This is a genomic window from Granulibacter bethesdensis (genome assembly GCF_001889525.1).
In the GTDB taxonomy this organism is placed as follows: Bacteria; Pseudomonadota; Alphaproteobacteria; order Acetobacterales; family Acetobacteraceae; genus Granulibacter; species Granulibacter bethesdensis_C.
Genome location: NZ_CP018192.1, coordinates 273,130 through 291,337 on the forward strand (window position 1 = coordinate 273,130; position 18,208 = coordinate 291,337).

The following is an 18,208-nucleotide window of genomic DNA, read 5'->3' on the forward strand; positions in this document are numbered from 1 at the left end:
GGAGTGCTGGCAGAATAAAAATTCTGTTCATGTCCATCAATCCGCCCGACTTTATGGCCGGGCGGATTTTTTATTGTTCAGTGTGTACTTGCTGAAGGCATATAGGGCGCCGTCAGGTTTTCAAATTTCTCAGGATTGGCTTCCACCGGAATGCCGCCAATATCCTTGGGATGACGCAGCCCGTCATATTGGAAGACATCGAAGGACTGAAGCTGGTCTTTCGGCGGAATCTGGGTCGTGCTCCAGCCACCACCGACAGATCTGATCAATTCCACCACCGATTTTTCATATTTCACATGCACCTGTATTTTGGACATCAGCGCATCGAGCTTTGCTTCCTGCGCGATAATCGCATCCAGGTAGTTGGATAGACCACCGGTATACAGCGTCATGGTGATCGCCTGCATCTGTGAAGCTGTCTTGACGGCTTCTTCCAGCTTGACGACTTCCTGTTGGTAGAGGGTCGTTTTGGAAAGTCCGTCCTCCACTTCTTTGAACGCAGACAGCACCCTGGAGCGATAATCATCCCGTGTTTCGCGATAGACGGACCATGAGTTTTGCAGCTCGGCCCGCCGCAGGCCACCTTCGAAAATCGGGATGTTCACGGCTGCACCATAGGACCACAGGCTGTTTTGCAGCGTCCCAAGATTGAAACCGCTGGCATCAAAGCCGCCATTGGCTGCCAGCGATACATCCGGATAGAATGCAGCCCTTGCCACACCGATCATACGATTGGCTTCAGCCATTTTGCGTTCCGAGGAAGCAATATCCGGCCGACGCTGCAAAAGCAGAGACGGTACGCTGACCGGCACATTTACATTCGGAAAGTCAAAATGATCTTTTGCGGGAATGTGGAACGTGCTGGGTGAGGCGTTGGTCAGAATTGCGATCGCATGTTCAACCACTTGCCGCTCTGCGCGAATATCAAGTTCCTGAGCCTGTGTGACATACAGACGATTTTTGGCACGGATCAGATCCAGCGGCGGCGCCGCCTGATTGCTGACCTGCGCGCCTGTAATTTCAATCGCTTTGTTATAATAGGCGATTGCCTGATTCAGAATTTCTTCCTGTGCGTCCAGTCCGCGCAGCATGATGTATTCGGATGCCAGTTCGGCCTCCATGCTCAGTCTTGCACCGGCATAGTCGGCGGCACGCTGTTGCACGAAGTCTTCTGTGGCACGAAGACGGTTGCGGATTCTGGACCAGAAGTCAGGTTCCCAGGATGCCACCGCTCCATAGAACGTGTCGCTCTGGTTGAGTGCGCTGCCCGGTGCATAGAACAGGCTGTCAGCCGACTGCCTGTTATTCGAGGCACCGGCCTGAATCCCGACATGCGGCAGAAGCTCTGACCGCACTTTCATGATCATCGAGCGTGCCTGCAGGAATCGTTCGGCTGCCGCCTGAAGATCAGCATTGTTGACGACGGCGCGTTCCTCCAGATCATTCAGGGTTGGATCCTGGAACAGAACCCACCATTTCTGTGGAATTTGCGTATCGGCTGGTGTGGCTTCCCTGAACGGCCCTTGCCCATGCCAGGAAGCCGGAACAATGAAATTCGGCACTTTATAGTCCGGTGCGAGATTGCAGCCCGCGACGATACCGGAACAAATAAGGGCACTACTTGCCTTCAGAAGGGACTGAAGTCCCTTCTGCAATGTCTGGAGAGAGGGCATCATTCTTCGGAAACCTCTTCATCCGCCGGGGAGTTATTGCCCTCATATCCGTTCATCGGCTTGGTGATCCGAACTGTCTGTCCTTCCAGCAGATCGGCTGGAGGATTTTTGATCAGCACATCGTCTTCTTTCACCCCTTCGGTCACGGTTGTCGATGTATCCGCCATCGTGCCAACCTTGATGTTCTTGAAATGGACGTGATTGTTTTTGTCGATCACCGCAACCTGTAGGCCGGGTTCCTCGAAGACCAGAGTTGCCGTGGGAATCTCGAAGCTTTTGTAAGGCACGGGAGCCGTAAAATTCACGGAGGCGAAAGTGCCCGGCCACAGGGCGTGATCAGGATTATCCAGTACGAATTCTGTAATCGCCGTTCTGGTGTCGGAGTTGAAGCTGCGGGCAATTGTCAGGAAGTCAGCCTTGTATACCTTGCCCGGATCCTGAGGCAGGGTGATGTTCGCTGTCATGCCGGGCTGAAGAATGGCGGCAAAGTTCTGCGGCACGGACACGAACAGACGCATCTTGTGCATGTCTGAGACTGTGAACATCTGCGTTGCTTCGTCTTCCTCGCCATGTTCACCAGTGCCGGAACGGACGTAGTCTCCGACATTGATGTTACGAGCGGTCACAACGCCATCAAACGGTGCCACGATGGTCTTGAACCGTTCCAGTGCTTCATACTTGGCGACAGTATGGGCGGCTGCCTGCATTTCCGCGTAACCGGACTGGAGATTGGCATCCGCAACCGAGACGGACTGACCGGAGACGGCATTGGCCTTTTGCATATTGTGCCAGCGTTCTGCGCTGATCTTGGCCAGATTGTATTTGGCTACCTTGGCTTCGTAATCAGCCTTTGCCTGATTATATTCGGCATCAAGCATGGGGGTATTGATCTCGGCCAGCACATCGCCCGCTTTGACGACGGCGCCATAATCCTTGTACCACATTTTCACATAGCCGGTGGCCTGCGGATAGATCTTGGCCTGATACCATGCGTCCAGAGTGCCGGGCAGCGTCAGTTTTTTCTGGTTTGATGCCAGTTTCGGCTTGACCACTGTGACATCGGGAATTGCGTTATAATCGGTCTCATCCTTCAGGGATGAGACCTTGGTCACTTGTTCCCTGAACAGGGTGAACGCATAGACACCAAGCGCACAGCCGCCAAGCAGGACAATGACGTAGGGGAGTCTGATTTTCATTATGCCGCTCCTTTGGAAGCAGAACGCCGGCCATAAACAATCGCGTAAATGCAGGGGACAAACACAAGGGTGGAGATCGTGGCCATAATCAGGCCGCCGATCACGGCCTTACCCAAAGGAGCATTTTCGGAGTTGCTGGTTGCCATCGGGATCATACCCACGATCATGGCGCTTGCCGTCATGATCACCGGACGGATACGCCCGTACCCTGCTTCCAGCGCTGCCGTCAGGGCCTTGCCATGTATTTCCATCCGTTCACGGGCATAGGACACCACCAGAATGGAGTTGGCGGTGGCTGTGCCCATGCACATGATCGCGCCTGTCAGAGCAGGCACCGAGATATTGGTTTTGGTCAGGAAAAGGCTCCATGCAATTCCGGCCAGTGCCCCCGGCAAAGCGGTGATGATGATGAACGGGTCCATCCAGGACTGGAAATTCACCACGATCAGCAGATAGATCACGGCGACCGAGACGAACAGGCCGCCGATCAACTGGACATAGGCTTCCCGCATTGTGGGGGCCTGCCCCTGTATCTCTACGATTGCACCACGGGGCAGTGTGCTGGCGTTTTCCTCAACGATTTTTTCAACATTTTTCAGAACAGTGCCCAGATCGATGCCTTCGGTGGACACATAGATGTCGAAGCTCGGCATCGAGTTGTAGCGGGTCACTTCTCCAGGCGTGCCGACGGGCCCGACATGGCTGACGCCACCCAGTAGCTGGATCTGGGAATGTGCGTCTTTTGCCGATCCGCCAACCGGGACGGTCAGCAAGTCGTTGAAGTGAGTGAGCTGAGGCTGCGGAATATAGGTATTGAGGGTAAAGGTCACACCCCAATGCGGGTCAAACCAGTATTGAGGGTCGACCGTCGAACTGCCGGACAATGTCATCAATTCACTGTCGGCCAGGTCGCCTGCCGTGATGTCTGTCTCACTGCCGAAGGTTCGGTCATTCTGGATAAAGAGAGTCGGATTCCGCATGATTTGCTGCAGAACCACGTCAGAAGAGCCGGGGATGCGTCGGATTTTATTCACCAGCATCCGTGAATATTGATACAGCTTTTCCAGTTCCGGCCCCTGGATCTTGATATCGATCGGGGATGGGGAGCCGAAGTTCAGGATTTTTGCCGTCAGCTCGGCCGGCTGGAAGGTAAAGACCGTGCCGGGGAAACTGGCTGACAATTCCTTGCGCAGGAGTCTGCGATAATCCCAGACCTCAGATTCAGGATTGTTGAGCATGATTGTGAAGTCACAATCCTGAGTGCCGATGGTCGGGGTCGGAATAAAGGCCTGGTTGTGAGGTGCTTCCGCCATGCCGCAATTGGCGACGGCATCGGCAACCTGACCGGGCAGCAGCTCATGCATCCGGTTGATCACCAGTGCGGAGATACGTCCGGCGACTTCGATACGTGAGCCGAGCGGTGCACGCATATGCATTTGCAACTGGCCGGATTTTACTTCGGGGAAGAAGTCCCGCCCCATGATCCCGAACAGCCCGAGAGAGGCAATGGAAAAGGCCAGCATGCTCAAAACGACGGTTCTTCTCTGCCGGATGGCGCCCTCCAGAAAGCGCCCATATCCCTCCCGGAAAGAGGAGAAGCCCCTCTCGAATCCCTTCTGGAAGCGGGTGAAGAAACCCGGACGTTTGGGAGGATGGGGATGATGGCCTTCCCCATGTTCGGCGCCATGGCCCTGATGCCCATGCCCGACCAGAAGATACTTGGCCATGGTCGGCACCAGAGTGCGGGACAGAATGAAAGAGGCCGCCATGGCCAGAATGATAGCTTCCGCCATTGGCATGAACAGCCAGCCCGATACGCCACTGAGGGCAAACAGAGGCAGCCAGACGATACAAATGCAGGTGGTGGAGACGAAGGTCGGGATCACGATCTGGTTGGCGGCATCGACAATGGCCGTTTCCAGATCTTTTCCCATTTCAAGATGGGTATCGATGTTCTCGATCATCACGGTGGCGTCGTCCACCAGGATGCCGACCGCCAGCGCCAGCCCGCCCAGCGTCATCACGTTGATGGTCTGACCAAGCCAGCCAAGTCCGATCAGGGAGCAGAGAATGGCCAGCGGAATAGAGGTCGCGATGATGACCGTAGGACGCCATGAACCAAGGAACATGATGACCACGAAGCCGGTCAGTGCCGCTGCGGTGGTCATTTCCCGCAACACGTCCGTGATGGCGCCTTTCACGAAACCGGCGGCGTCACTGAACACGCTGATATGGCTGCTGGCGGGGATGACTTTTTCCAGACGCGGAAGGAGATCACGCACGCCGTTGATCACGTTCAGGGTTGAGGCTTCACCGCTTTTCATGACGACCAGCAGAACGGCCTGTTTTCCATGCACCAGGACGAGGTTGGTCTGTGGATGGCCGCCCCGGTACACTTCGCCGAGATCGTGAATGTAAACGACCGCGTTGCCGACACGTTTAACCGGGATATTGGCGATTTCCTCGACGGTTCTGGGCGTTGCGTTGGTCTGCACCATCCAGTCTGTCGGGCCTATTTTCTGGTCACCTGCCGGGCGCACAACGTTCTGGGTATCCAGAACCTTCTGCACGTCCATGGCCGAGATATGGTGCGCCTGCAGCTGTTCCTGATTCAGGCTGATCATGACGAAGCTGTCCATACCACCGTAAGGGTGGGGGACGATTGCGCCCGGAACGGTCACCAGCATGGGTCGGATACGGATCTGCGCCAGTTTGAACAGATCCGAGGGCGTCATGTTGTCGGATGTCAGCTTCAGCGTAATGACTGGAACCGAGGATGCTTCCAGCTTCATGATCATCGGTGCCGGAGTATGCTCCGGCATCGTGATCAGCACGGTCTGAGAGATCGCGACGACGTCTGCTTCGGCCGAGCCGATTTCGGTGCCCGGCTGGAAGAAAATATTAACGACTGCACGACCGTAATAGGAATCGGACTGCATATGTTCGATTCCCTCGACGGTCGAGGTAACGCCTTGCTCGAAATTATAGATGATTCGGCCTGCGAATTCATCAGGGAGCAGGCCCCCATATGTCCATACGACGGCGATAACCGGGATGCGGATGGTCGGAAATACGTCTGTTGGTGTTTTGAGGATGGACAGAATACCAAAGAAAACAATGGCAATCGATAAAACAACGAAAGTATATGGTCGTCTAAGAGCAACAAGAACGAGTGCGTTCATTCGTCTAATCCCGGCGGTCGTTCATAGTGGGAAGCTTTCCTCACGTAGAGTCGGTCGGTTGCCTTTATGCCGAAATACGTCCGGCTGCATCTGTTTTGCTCTCGTGAAATTTTCTATCCTGAGAGCCAAAGGGCCGATGATTCCGCAGAGAAGTCAAGGCAGGCAGATGACAAGGCATTAATAGTTGCAGGCGATGCATGTTATTTTTCCTTAGCTCGCATGGAGTTCTGCATAAAAGTAATCAAATGAGTAACTAAAATCGTGTTTAAGATTGCCTTCGCAAGCAATGAACGAAAGTTATTTTTACTGTCATTATAATTGAGGATTATTTGTTTTTTGATAAGAATAAATACCTAAGAAAGGATAAATTGTTTACTTGAATGTACGATATGCTATTGGCGGGCTTCTATAGAATCATCGAAGCGATATCAGAACGATTATCGTCTTAATGCAAGTCTTTTGCAGATCGAATGGTTGGAGGGGCGCCTTGATCGGGGGGAAGGCGGTTACGCTGCAACAGGGCGCGTCGGCCTTCAGCCCATTGCCATAGCAGCAGGGCGGGAATACCGATGGCCAGATCACGCCCGCGTTTGATCAGCGATACGGCAAGGGCGGCTTCTCCGCTGAGGCCAAAGAGGCCGCCCAAAAAGATCAGGCCACCTTCCTGCACGCCAATTGCGTTCGGGATCATGAAGGCAAGGCTGCGTATGCCATAGAGCAGGCTGTCGATGGCAATGGCGCTGGTAACGGGCAGATTGATGCCGAGCAGGCGGATGGTCATCCATGTTTCAAGCCCGCTGATGATCCAGCACAGGAGATGCAGTGCTCCGGCCAGAAACAGGCGGGAAGGGGTTGCATAAATTTGGCGGATATCATCCTGCACCATGGCGGAGCGGGCCAGTGTCTGCCCCAGCAGATGGCGGGAGAGGGATGCGCCGATCCGATCGGTGCCCTTTAATCCTCTGGCTTGCAGAATAATGAACAGCGACACCAGTACGCCCATGCCCGATACGGCATAGAGCAGGGGCGTGACCAGCCCGCTATCGGGGCGGGTCCATGACAGCAGGGTGAGGCCGATCAGGGTGTAGACCAGCTGTGCGACCAGTTCTGTCGTGACATCGACGACGGTGGATGCCGCGGCAAAAGCCCCGGGAATACCGGCCAGTGCTGCTGCGCGTCCGCCCAGCACGTAGCCGCCCAGCTGTGACAGGGGCAGGGTTTCGGCGGCTGAATCGCGGATCAGGCGCCCCCATGTGAACCACCATGGCCGTCCTTTGTTCCGCCCCAGCATCCACCATGCAAGGCCCATCAGACCGATCAGGATCAGATGATAAAGGACGATGATGCTGAAGCCTTCCCAGCCGATGGCAGTCAGGCTGTGCCAGACCGCACCTGCATTCTGCTCCAGTACCAGCAGGGTAACGATGGCAAGCCCTGCCAGCAGGCCCAGAAGGACGGGGGTGTTCATGGCGGCCCGGCTAAGCCGCTGCTTTCTGCTTTGGTTTGCGTATGAAGCGGCAGGCCAGCCGGGTCAGGGTTGGCATGGTGGTGGGGCGGCGCAGGCGCTGGTCATAACCGGCAAAGCGGCGGTCATTTTCGGACAGGCACAGTTCCATGAGCTCCCGTACGCTCACATCGACGTCACTGACGGCTTTGGTGCCGGTGACGGTGAAATTATTATCCTGTGCTTTGGCAGCTTTCCCGTCGCCATCCATGCCGCGCGCCAGTCCGATCCGCTCCCAGCCCAGGAACACCCACACGGCAGCCACCTGCATTTCAAACCATATCCGGCGCCAGATGGGCAGGTTACGGCGATGTGCCGCCAGCCAGTTGGCGAACAGCAGGATATGTCTGCATTCCTCCTGCATGACCGGCTCGAACGTATCGACCAACTCGGGCGGGAAGAAGCCGGATCGCTGGGCGACCGCGAACAGACCGAACGCGAAGAAGCTGTCGATGCATTCACTGAAACCGGTGACCAGATAGGCCCATTCCGTATGTTTCGGCGGGGGGTAGGGCGGCTCCGGCTCCAGCACGATACCGTATGCCTGCACCAGGTTGGACAGCACCACCTTGTGCCGGCCTTCCTCCCACCCGTTCAGGGCGATGGCTTCCCGCCAGGCCGGATCATGGAGGCTCTCGGCATAGGATATCATGCGGATGCGCGCCTTGCCCTCCGTCTGAACGGCGATGTCCCAGATCGGCAGGCTGGTCAGCCTGTCCCGTTCCTCATCGCTCAGCTTCGGCCAATCGATGATGGTTGGTTTGTAGGGGTTGAAGGTCTCCAGAAACATGCGCAGCGTTGCCTGTTTATGGGCTTCAGAGCCGGGGGTGAGCTTTCCCTGGAAGGGGCTGATCCAATGTCGGGCCGCCTGATCGGCAGCAGCGATGATCCCGGTATCGTCTATGCCCCCTTTGGCAAGCTTGAGACCGCTGGGCGGAGGAGAAAGATCGGAAAGAGACATGCGGGCGAGAGACTCCTGACGCCGGACGTTATCCGCGGATGGGGGCGGGAAAGGCAAGCACCCAAGTTACGGGCGCATCATGCACATGATACCCTGACTATTAACAGGAGTGCGGCCGGGAGGCCAAATCCATAGCACCGATTCTGAATAATCGCCCCGCTACCGAAGCAAATGGTATGGAGGGTGAAAATTCCCGGGTCTGCAGGGCAATCTGCTCCTCCACCTTCAGCATTCAGATACTTGGTGGCTGGTGCACGTCAAATCTGTTTTGGTGCATGTGACAGGCTTATGTCATATGCGCAGAATGCATTGACCCGAGACTGTCATCTGAAAGGGACACAGCTTATTACCTGTCTGCTGACCGCTCGGTCAGAGCAATGGAGGCCAACGCATTGCTCGGGGGACAGGGCGTGTCGCGCGGATGGCCATTCTGTCCGCCTGATATGGGCAGGCAGGGATTGAAGGGGGACGGATCGGTGGGATGGGGCAGGCTCTGGGGCGGCCGAAGCTATGATCTGGGCAAAATGACCTTACCCGAATTATGGGTCGCCTATTTAACCTATCCGGCGATACAGCTTTACTTCGCCCTGATGGCAGGCTGTGCGCTGCTGGCGGCCATCTTTTATCAAGGCGCAGGCGGTGTATTGCTGGGCGTGATGGCGGCGATCCTGATCTATCCCTTTGTCTGGTACGGCATTCATCGTTTTATCCTGCATGGCCGCTGGCTCTATCGCATGCGCTGGACAGCCCGGCTCTGGAAGCGGGTGCATTTCGATCATCATCAGGATCCACATCGGCTTGAGGTGCTGTTCGGTGATCCCCTGAATACCATTCCGACCATGGCCGTGATCACGGTACCGGTCGGCGCATGGTTGGGTGGTATGGCAGGCGCCGTCTCGGCCTTGGGTGGGGCGCTGATGATGACATGCGTCTACGAGTTCTTTCACTGCATCCAGCATCTGAACTACAAGCCGAAATCGCGTATTCTTCAGTATATGAAGCGTGTACATCTACTGCATCATTTCCATGATGAAAGCGGTAATTACGGCATCATCAACTTTCTGCCGGATATGCTGGCAGGCACTTATTACCGGGATACCCGGGCTCGGCCACGTAGCCCGCATGTGTTCAATCTGGGCTATGATGTAGAGGAGGCACGCCGCTATCCATGGGTAATGCAGGCCACGGGGACTCCCCCGCGTGACCGGCCTCTGCCTGCATCGGCGCTGGCGAAGCGGGTATGATCTCCCCCTTCATCCATCCGGCTTCAGGCATTGAGATCATCCCTATGCGCAGCAAAGCGGACAGGGAGCGTTTCATAGCGTTTCCAGACCGGCTGGCAGCTGAGGATCCCTATTATATTGCCCCCCTCCGGATTGATCAGAGAATGCTGCTGTCGCAATCCAGGAATCCTTATTTTCGCCATGCGAAGGCTGCGTTCTGGCTGGCCAGACGCCATGGGCGTGATGTTGGGCGTATCAGTGCGCAACATGACTTGTTGGAGCCAAACGGGATCGGGCATTTCGGAATGCTGGCGGCCGAAGATGATGCAGCCGTTTTTGCGGCCCTGCTCAGGACGGTGGAAGCATGGCACCGGGAACGGGGTATTGGGGAGATACAGGGGCCGTTCAATCTATCGATCAATGAAACCGCGGGTGTTCTGGTCGATGGTTTTGAGACGCCGCCCATGCTGATGATGGGCCATGACCAGCCTTATGTGGGATCAAGGCTGGAAGAACAGGGCTATGAAAAGGCCCGGGATCTGCTGGCTTATCTCTATGACACGGAAGCGCCTTTGCCGCCTTTTGTCGGCAGGATGCTGAACAGGCCTTTGCCACAGGGGCTGTCGATCCGGCACCTCAACTGGTCGCGTTACAGAGAGGAGGTGGCCTCGATCACGGCGATCTTCAATGATGCATGGTCGGATAACTGGGGGTTCGTGCCCCTGACCGAGGATGAGACCGATGCCATGGCGCAGCAACTTAAACTGCTGTTGCATGACAAAATGATCTGGTTTGCAGACTATGAAGGCAAACCAATTGCTTTTATCGTGGCTCTACCGAATCTGAACGAGGCAATCCGCGATCTTCGCGGAAAATTATGGCCTTTTGGCCTTGTCAGATTGCTGTGGCGTCTGAAAATACGCGGTGTCAAAACTGCCCGTGTGCCCTTGATGGGGATCAAGCGCAGCTTCAGTCATGGGTTGCTGGGCAGTCTGATCCCTTTTCTGCTGGTTGATGCGGTGCGTCGGGAAAGCGCGAAATTAGGAATGTGTTCTGTTGAGCTGTCATGGGTTCTGGAAAATAATGATCCCATGCGGCGTATGAACGAAGCACTGGGCGGCAGTATCTACAAGACCTACCGTGTCTATCGAAAATCGCTTATGGAGGAGTAAGCGGATAATGTCGCATGTCAGCAGGTGGGTTCTGAAAATTCTGCGGCGGACCACTTAAAAAATATTTTTAGGCCGCGATGCTTTCCACCATGATAAATCCGGTCATAGGATGGAAGTATTGTTGCCGTCTTGGTTGCCTAAAATTCTGCAAGCCGGGTGGACATATCAATTTCTCCTACACTTGCAGCTGTGAACAGGGAATTTATGATTATGTCTGAAAAATCCATCCGCATTGCGGTCGCAGGGATAGGCAATTGTGCCAGTGCGCTGATTCAGGGGCTGCATTATTACACGCCGGAGCGTTGTGAGCAGGGTGTTGCCGGGTTGATGCATACCGAGATCGGCGGGTTTCGTCCCTGTGATATCCACGTCGTTGCGGCGTTCGACGTTGATGCGCGCAAGGTTGGACAGGATGTCAGCCGGGCGATTTTTGCCAAGCCGAACTGTACCACCATTTTCCAGGCAGACATTCCGGATAGCGGTGTGATCGTGCAGATGGGACAGGTGCTGGATGGAATCTCCGACCACATGGCCCATTATGCGGATGACAGGACGTTCCTGCGCGCTGATGTCCCTGAACTGAACAAGGCTGAGATTGTCGCGGAGCTGCGTCGCAGCGGGGCGGAGGTGCTGCTCAACTACATGCCGGTGGGGTCGGAGCAGGCGGCACGGTTTTATGCCGAATGCGCATTGGAGGCCGGGATCGGCTTCATCAACAACATGCCGGTTTTTATCGCCTCTGACCCGGTTTTCGCGGCGCGTTTCAAGGCTGCAAACCTCCCTATCATCGGCGATGACATCAAATCCCAGCTGGGAGCCACGATTTCCCATCGTGTGTTGACCGATCTGTTTGCAAAGCGTGGGGTCAAGCTGCTGAGGACGTATCAGCTCAATACCGGCGGCAATACCGACTTTTTGAATATGAAAAATCAGGATCGTCTGGTCTCGAAGAAGAAATCGAAAACCGAAGCCGTGCAGGCCGTGGCCAAGAAGCGTATGGATGATACCGACATCCATGTTGGCCCGAGCGATTATGTGCCCTGGCAGAATGACAACAAGGTCTGCTTCATCCGCATGGAAGGGCATCTGTTCGGCGATGTGCCGATGAATCTGGAAATGCGCTTGTCGGTCGAGGATTCTCCCAATTCGGCCGGTGTGGTGATCGATATGATCCGCTGCTGCAAGCTGGCGCTGGACGCCGGAGTGGGCGGCGTTCTGGAAGGGCCCAGCGCCTATTTCTGCAAACATCCGCCCGTGCAGTTGACCGATGACGAAGCCTTTCAGGCGACCGAGCAGTTCATTCTGGATTATGCAGGGGGCAAGGCAAAGGTGAAGGTCTCTGTCGTCGCATGAAATGCCTGATTGTCGCGGCCGGTCAGGGCGTCAGGCTGCGTACGAAAGGGGCGCTGAAACCGCTCATACCCCTTCGTGGAGTACCGCTGATTGAATCTGTGATGACCCGCACCATGCAGGCTGGCGTCGATGAATTTTTCGTTGTCAGTGGCTATCGTGGGGATGAGTTGAGGGCATTCCTCAACAGCTATGCGGCACGGGAAACCGTTCGCATCACGCATGTGATCAATCGTCAGTGGGATCGGGCCAATGGTTATTCCGTAACCATGGCCCGGCAGTTTCTGGATGAGCCGTTTCTGTTGGTGATGTGCGATCATCTGGTAGATCCGGCTCTGATCCGTGCCCTGATCGCGTATGGCACGCCGGAGAATACGGTGACGCTGGCGGTCGATTACAATCTGGACAGCCCGCTGAACGATCCCGACGATGTGACGAGGGTTCAGGTCGAGGATGGCCGCATCATCCATATCGGCAAGGTGATCCGCATGTATAATGCCTACGATACAGGCGTTTTCTTGTGTACGCCAATCATTTTTGCTGCGCTGGAAGAAAGTCAGGCCGCGGGGGATGACAGTATTTCAGGGGCGATGAACGTTCTGGCCGGCTGGGGCCGGGCGCATGTCTTTGATATAGGCGACCGGGTCTGGGTTGATGTCGATGACCCGCTGGCTTTCGGAAAGGCAGAACAGTTACTGGCGGAGGGGCGGCTCTGAACGCCATACCATCTCCCTCGACCTATGCGCGCCCACGGGCTGAGCCAGTTCGCCGGACGGCCGAGATCGAGGAAGCCACCAATCGTTGGATCGTGCATCCTCTTTCCGCAAGGTTGGTGCCGGTCTGTGCGCGTCTTGGCATCCATCCGAATGTTGTTTCGCTCAGTGGCATGATCTGCGGTGTGGCTGCCGGTTTTGCGTATGCGCAGTATCCACGCCTGCCTTTCATCATCTGTGGTTTTTTGCTGATGGCGGCATGGCATACTCTGGATGGAGTAGACGGGCAGCTTGCTCGCCTGACCTCGAAACAGTCCGCACTTGGAAAATTACTTGATGGAATCTGCGATTATATCACGTTTATCGCAGTTTATGTCGGGATCGGCTACGTTCTGACACCGCTTTATGGCGGCTGGATATGGGGGCTGATTGCGCTGGCTGGCATTGCCCATGCCGTGCAGGCGGCATCGTATGAGGCACAGCGGCAGGATTATGATGCGTGGGGCAAAGGTTTGCTCCATAAACGCTTCACGATGTCTTCGTCAGACGCAGGTTGGCTATATGCAACCTATCTGCGTCTGCAACTGATGGTGGCAGGGGATATCATGGCACTGGATCGGGTTATGGCAGATGCCATAAGATGTGATCCTGCGCAGGCTTCATTTTTGCAGTCCCGCTATCAAGAGATTTTTGCAGCGCCTGTACGCCGCTGGGGGGTGATGTCGGCCAACTGGCGGACAATCAGCCTGTTTATATTCTGTCTGATTGGCCTACCAGCAGGTTATTTTCTGATGGAGATCATCGGCTTCAGCATGGTCTGTGCGATTCTACTGCGTGCCCAGCGTCGTCGCCGTGCTGCGTTTGTGGAGATGATCCGTTCTGAAAGCCTGCCAGCCTGACAGGCTGCCCCGCCAACTGTCAGAGTGGAAAACCGATTTCTGAAGCCGCCACTTTGAAACGCGCGATGGCATTGCTGATCATCCCTTCTGTATGGCTGGCTGTCACGCTGGAACGCAGCAGAGGATGATCATCCGGCGTTGCGGGCGGCAGGGACAGATTAACATAAACCCCATGCGCCAGCAGCGCATTCCAGAAAGCGATGGCGGTGGGAATATCCGGCATCTTTACCGCCACGATAGGGCTGACCTGAGGTCCCACTGTGAAGCCAGCCTGTTTCAGGCCGCCATGAAGTGTTTCGGCATTGCGCCAGAGCGTTGCCTGCAAGTCCGGCCTTTGCTGCATTTGCCGTAGCGCGGACTGCACGGAGGCAATCACCGAGGCCGGCAGTGAAGCGGTAAACATATAAGGGCGGCAGGCAACGCGCAGAATGTCGAAGCCGTCTATGTCGGTCACACAAAAACCGCCGACACTGCCGAGACTTTTCGAAAATGTACCGACGATAAAATCGGTATCGGCTTCTACGTTTTGAGCTTCCGACAGCCCACGCCCACGGGCCCCGAGCACACCCAGCGAATGGGCTTCATCCACCAGCAGCCATGCACCCGCTTCGCGTTTGACAGCGGCAATCTCGGCAAGGGGACAGCTGTCGCCGAGCATGGAGTAAATACCTTCGACCACCACCAGCTTTGCGCCGGATGTGCCATCCAGACGACGCAGGCGGCGGGCCAGATCTTCCGGATCGTTGTGACGGAAACGGATCACCTGCGCCTGACCAAGGCGGCTGCCATCATAGATGCTGGCATGGCTATCAGCATCCAGCAGCAGATAGTCATCCTTGCCGGCCAGCGTAGAGAGAATGCCGAGATTGGCCTGATAGCCGGTGCTGAACACCATGGCATGTTTGCGACCATAGAACGCAGCCAGCTCGTGTTCCAGTGCGGTGTGCAGTGCTGTGGTGCCATTGGCGATACGGGAGCCGGTGGTGCCGGTTCCATGCTCGCGCACGGCCTCGGCGGAAGCGCTTATCCCGGCCGGGTCCAGATTGAGGCCAAGATAGTTGTTGGTCCCGAACAGCAGGGTTGGCTGTCCATTGATCATGCCTTCACCGGCCGAGGGGCCTGGCTCGATCACCACGCTGAACGGATCATGCCCGGCGGCGGCCAGTGCGCGGCGTGCTTCGGCGAGGGGAGCAAATTTGGCAAGAATGGAAGAGCTCATAAGAAATCCGGGAACGCTGGGGCTAAGGAAGAGGGCGGTGTCTTCAAGGCGCGGCAGTTAATTCGGCCAGACAGGCGGCCAGATCGTTGATGGTGCGGATCCCTGCCAGTCGGTCTAGCGGCACAGAGACATCGAGGCGATCTTCGATGTCCATGACGAAATTCATGACAGCGAGCGAGTCCAGCCCGAGATCATCGACGATCACCGTCTCTCCGTTCACCGGCTTTGCCGTTTTGGAGCGTGCAGTCAGCGTATCAATGATCAGAGCTTTAATGGAGGGCAGATCGGTGCTCATGAGAGGCTCCGTGGGCGATCGGTGGGGTGGATTGATATCTCTGGATCATGTCTCTAGCGGGGGGCGTGCGCCGGGGCCAGCCAACCCGCGGCACGGTACCATGCGACGGCGCTGGAAAATCCATGATCAAGGGAGATACGGGGCCGGGCAATAGCATCGGGCAGTAATTCAGCCGGGGAGACCGACCAGTCGGGATGCAGCATCTCCCGCGCCTTGCCTGTATTGAAAATGGTGGGTCGCCGGGAAAGCAGACCGTAAAGGCTGCCCGCCAGCCCGGCCCCCCATATGGAGGCTGCAGGCAGCCGGACATAGTGGGGATGGTGGCCGAGCGCCTGCGCGGCGGTCTGCATGATCTCCTGCGGCGTATAACCCTGCGGATTGCCATCGGCGAGCGTGCAGAGAGAGGGCGGCGTTTCGTGCGTGGCCAGAGCCGCGATCGCATCGGCGGCATCGGTGACATGGATCATGGCGATTCTGGAGTGGGGATGACCGGCGACAGGTACGATCCGGAAAGCGGCGCTCCTGAAAATGGACAGGGTGGCGGTATCCCATGGACCATAGATGGCCGGGGGCCGCACAATGCACAGCTTGCCCCCGAACCCGTCTCTCAAAGCCTGTTCTCCGGCGAATTTACTGGCGGCATAGGCGGATAGATGCGGCGCCCGTGCGGCAAGGGAGGAGATGCCGATCAGCCGTGCCGCCGGTGTGCAGCGTTGCAGCATGGAGGCGAGCCTGAAAGCGCCATCCCGGTTGACAGCCAGAAATGCCTGGGGTGAGCGCGCCCGTACCAGTCCGGCCAGATGCAGGACCACATCAGCACCCGTCAGCAGCCGTTGCAGCGCGGTTTCATCCGCCAGACCGCCTGAAACAGTTTCGATCCCTCTGTCCTGCCACAGCGGATGCGGTTCAGGTCTGCGGATCATGGCGCGGACGTGAAATCCGCGCTCTGCCAGGGCAGCCACGGTATGGCAGCCCAAAAACCCGGTGGCCCCTGTTACCGCCGCGATGGGTTTTCGGGCCATCATTCAGCCCGTTCAGGCGACGGAGGAGACAGGATCGCTCTCGAAAGCGCCAGTCAGCAGCATCTGCCTTGCCCGTGCGCGGCTGAGCTTGCCGGATGAAGTCTGCGGCAGGCTGCGCGGTGGCACCAGAATGACGGAGACCTCTACGCCATGCTGGCGCAGGAACAGGGAAGCCGCTTCCTGCTGAAGGGCCTCACGGGCAGCCGGATCGCTGAGCCTGCATTGCAGCAGCGCCACAACTTTCTCCTGCGCGTCATTGTCGATCGAGAAAACGACCACATCACGGCTGCGCAGGGCAGGAATATGGCTCTCGGCGGACCATTCGAGATCCTGCGGCCAGATATTGCGACCGTTGACGATGATCAGATCCTTGGCGCGTCCGGTGACGACAATCTGCCCGTTCAGCAGATAGCCGAGATCACCGGTATTGAGCCATCCATCAGCGGAGAGCACCGCGGAGGTTGCTTCCGGCTGGGCGAAGTAGCCAGTCATGATGCTCGGCCCCCGTGCATAGATCACGCCCACGCGGCGTTCCGGCAGCACGGTTCCATCCTCGCCACGTATCTCGATGGTGTAGCCGGGCAAAGCGGGTCCACACAGGACAAAGTCGCGGCCCTGACCGGTCTGCTCCTCCGGCACGCTGGCAAGGGCGAGACCCTGATGTTCCAGCGGTCCGCGCGCCACGACATCGGTATGCAACCCTCCACCATGGGGGGAGAAGCTGAGGGCCAGTGTGACTTCGGCCATGCCATAGCTGGGGACAAAAGCCCGATCACTGAAACCGCGTGTTGCGAAGCGCGCGGCAAAATCGCGCAGAACCTGCGGTCGAATCATGTCCCCGCCAATCCCGGCAATGCGCCAGCTGGAGAGGTCAAGCGTTTCCAGAGCGCTCTCGGCCCGGCGGGCGCACAGCTCATAGCCGAAGGAAGGGCTGTAGGAGAGCGTGCCGCGATTGCGGCTGATCAGATCCAGCCAGACCAGCGGGCGGCGTGCGAATTCCCGCGTTGGCAGAAAATCGACTGAAATCTGGCAGGTCAGCGGGGTCAGCAAAAAGCCGACCAGCCCCATATCGTGATACAGCGGCAGCCAGGAAACACCCCGATCCCCATCCCTGAACGCCAGCCCGTGCTGGCTGATGGCTGCGGCATTGGCCATGGCGGCGCGCTGCGTCACGGCCACGCCGAGCGGGAACCGGGTGCTGCCTGAGGAAAACTGTAGATAGGACAGCGCATCCGGATCAATCGCGGGCAGGTCCATCCCTGGGACCGGCATGGTATGCAGCATGGTGGCGGTGCCGGTGAAGACGAGGTTCAGACCCTCAGTCGCTTCCTGCAACCATTCGTTCAGCAGATCGGGTGCAAAGGCCGCGCTGGCCTGTGCGCTTTCGATCATGCGGCGGATATTGGCGATATAGCCTTCCCGTCCGGCAAACGCAGCCGGCAGCGGCAGGGGGGCTGGCACCAGCCCGGCATACTGGCAGGCCCAGAAGAGGCGGACGAAATTGCCGTCATTCTCGGCAATCAGCGCGATGCGATCACCCGGATTGAGACCCAGCGCCAGCAGGCGACGGGCGTCATCCTGTGCCTGACGACGCAGTTCCCGATAGGGCAGGGCTTCCTGCAACACACCGCGCCCGGAGTAGAAATTCAGCCCCGCCTGACCGGTGGCGGCATAATCCAGCGCATCCGGCAGAGTGGGAAAATCAGCAAGCCGACGGGGAGTGCCAGCGTCTGACGGTGTGGGGATGACGGAATGATGCACGGGTGGTCCACATCCTTGAGTGCTGACGCGCCACTCCC

General features: G+C 57.1%; 14 protein-coding genes. 5 read left to right on the forward strand and 9 right to left on the reverse strand.

The genetic code is table 11. From position 1 onward, the window contains the following. Window positions 1-77 precede the first annotated feature (77 nt). The 5 genes from GbCGDNIH6_RS01180 to GbCGDNIH6_RS01200 all read right to left on the reverse strand — a co-directional run bounded on the left by GbCGDNIH6_RS01180 (window position 78) and on the right by GbCGDNIH6_RS01200 (window position 8,516). Complete coding sequence (locus GbCGDNIH6_RS01180) at window positions 78-1,676, reverse strand: efflux transporter outer membrane subunit (protein ID WP_072562565.1); 1,599 nt, start codon at window positions 1,674-1,676, stop codon at window positions 78-80. After that, complete coding sequence (locus GbCGDNIH6_RS01185; protein WP_072562566.1) at window positions 1,673-2,869, reverse strand: efflux RND transporter periplasmic adaptor subunit; 1,197 nt, start codon at window positions 2,867-2,869, stop codon at window positions 1,673-1,675. The genes GbCGDNIH6_RS01180 and GbCGDNIH6_RS01185 overlap by 4 nt, the downstream gene beginning before the upstream one ends. Further along, window positions 2,869-6,051, reverse strand: a complete 3,183-nt coding sequence (locus GbCGDNIH6_RS01190; RefSeq protein WP_072562567.1) for an efflux RND transporter permease subunit — start codon at window positions 6,049-6,051, stop codon at window positions 2,869-2,871. Before GbCGDNIH6_RS01190 ends, GbCGDNIH6_RS01185 begins: the two co-directional genes overlap by 1 nt. A 445-nt stretch (window positions 6,052-6,496) precedes the next feature. Then, complete coding sequence (locus tag GbCGDNIH6_RS01195; protein WP_072562568.1) at window positions 6,497-7,519, reverse strand: lysylphosphatidylglycerol synthase domain-containing protein; 1,023 nt, start codon at window positions 7,517-7,519, stop codon at window positions 6,497-6,499. Window positions 7,520-7,529: 10 nt separating this feature from the next. Beyond that, window positions 7,530-8,516, reverse strand: a complete 987-nt coding sequence (locus tag GbCGDNIH6_RS01200) for a ferritin-like domain-containing protein (RefSeq protein ID WP_198355783.1) — start codon at window positions 8,514-8,516, stop codon at window positions 7,530-7,532. Window positions 8,517-9,040: 524 nt separating this feature from the next. Here GbCGDNIH6_RS01200 and GbCGDNIH6_RS01205 point away from each other — a divergent pair. The 5 genes from GbCGDNIH6_RS01205 (at window position 9,041) to GbCGDNIH6_RS01225 (ending at window position 13,873) form a co-directional block, all read left to right on the forward strand. Further along, window positions 9,041-9,760 carry a sterol desaturase family protein gene (locus tag GbCGDNIH6_RS01205; protein WP_232449886.1) on the forward strand — a complete coding sequence of 240 codons (720 nt, stop codon included), beginning with the start codon at window positions 9,041-9,043 and terminating at the stop codon, window positions 9,758-9,760. 44 nt (window positions 9,761-9,804) lie between these two features. Then, entirely contained in the window at window positions 9,805-10,911 is a 1,107-nt protein-coding gene (locus tag GbCGDNIH6_RS01210) for a dATP pyrophosphohydrolase (RefSeq protein WP_232449888.1), read from the forward strand. A gap of 210 nt (window positions 10,912-11,121) precedes the next feature. Then, window positions 11,122-12,264 (forward strand): inositol-3-phosphate synthase, encoded by a 1,143-nt coding sequence (locus tag GbCGDNIH6_RS01215; RefSeq protein WP_232449890.1) that lies wholly within the window; start codon window positions 11,122-11,124, stop codon window positions 12,262-12,264. Beyond that, a complete protein-coding gene (locus GbCGDNIH6_RS01220) occupies window positions 12,261-12,977 on the forward strand; it encodes a phosphocholine cytidylyltransferase family protein (RefSeq protein WP_072562571.1) in 717 nt (238 codons plus the stop codon). Before GbCGDNIH6_RS01215 ends, GbCGDNIH6_RS01220 begins: the two co-directional genes overlap by 4 nt. Window positions 12,978-13,069: 92 nt before the next feature. Then, window positions 13,070-13,873, forward strand: a complete 804-nt coding sequence (locus GbCGDNIH6_RS01225) for a CDP-alcohol phosphatidyltransferase family protein (protein WP_025285813.1) — start codon at window positions 13,070-13,072, stop codon at window positions 13,871-13,873. Between the two features lie 19 nt (window positions 13,874-13,892). On the opposite strand, the gene spt is transcribed toward GbCGDNIH6_RS01225, so the two are convergent. From spt to GbCGDNIH6_RS01245, 4 genes are read right to left on the reverse strand one after another with little or no spacing between them, the layout of a single operon-like run. Further along, window positions 13,893-15,092, reverse strand: a complete 1,200-nt coding sequence (gene spt / locus GbCGDNIH6_RS01230) for a serine palmitoyltransferase (protein ID WP_072562572.1) — start codon at window positions 15,090-15,092, stop codon at window positions 13,893-13,895. A gap of 43 nt (window positions 15,093-15,135) precedes the next feature. Beyond that, window positions 15,136-15,387, reverse strand: coding sequence for an acyl carrier protein (locus tag GbCGDNIH6_RS01235; RefSeq protein ID WP_011630948.1), 252 nt, complete (start codon window positions 15,385-15,387; stop codon window positions 15,136-15,138). A 53-nt stretch (window positions 15,388-15,440) separates the two neighbouring features. Next, entirely contained in the window at window positions 15,441-16,412 is a 972-nt protein-coding gene (locus GbCGDNIH6_RS01240) for an NAD-dependent epimerase/dehydratase family protein (protein WP_051496828.1), read from the reverse strand. Window positions 16,413-16,421: 9 nt separating this feature from the next. Further along, complete coding sequence (locus GbCGDNIH6_RS01245; RefSeq protein ID WP_072562573.1) at window positions 16,422-18,170, reverse strand: fatty acyl-AMP ligase; 1,749 nt, start codon at window positions 18,168-18,170, stop codon at window positions 16,422-16,424. Window positions 18,171-18,208: the final 38 nt, after the last annotated feature.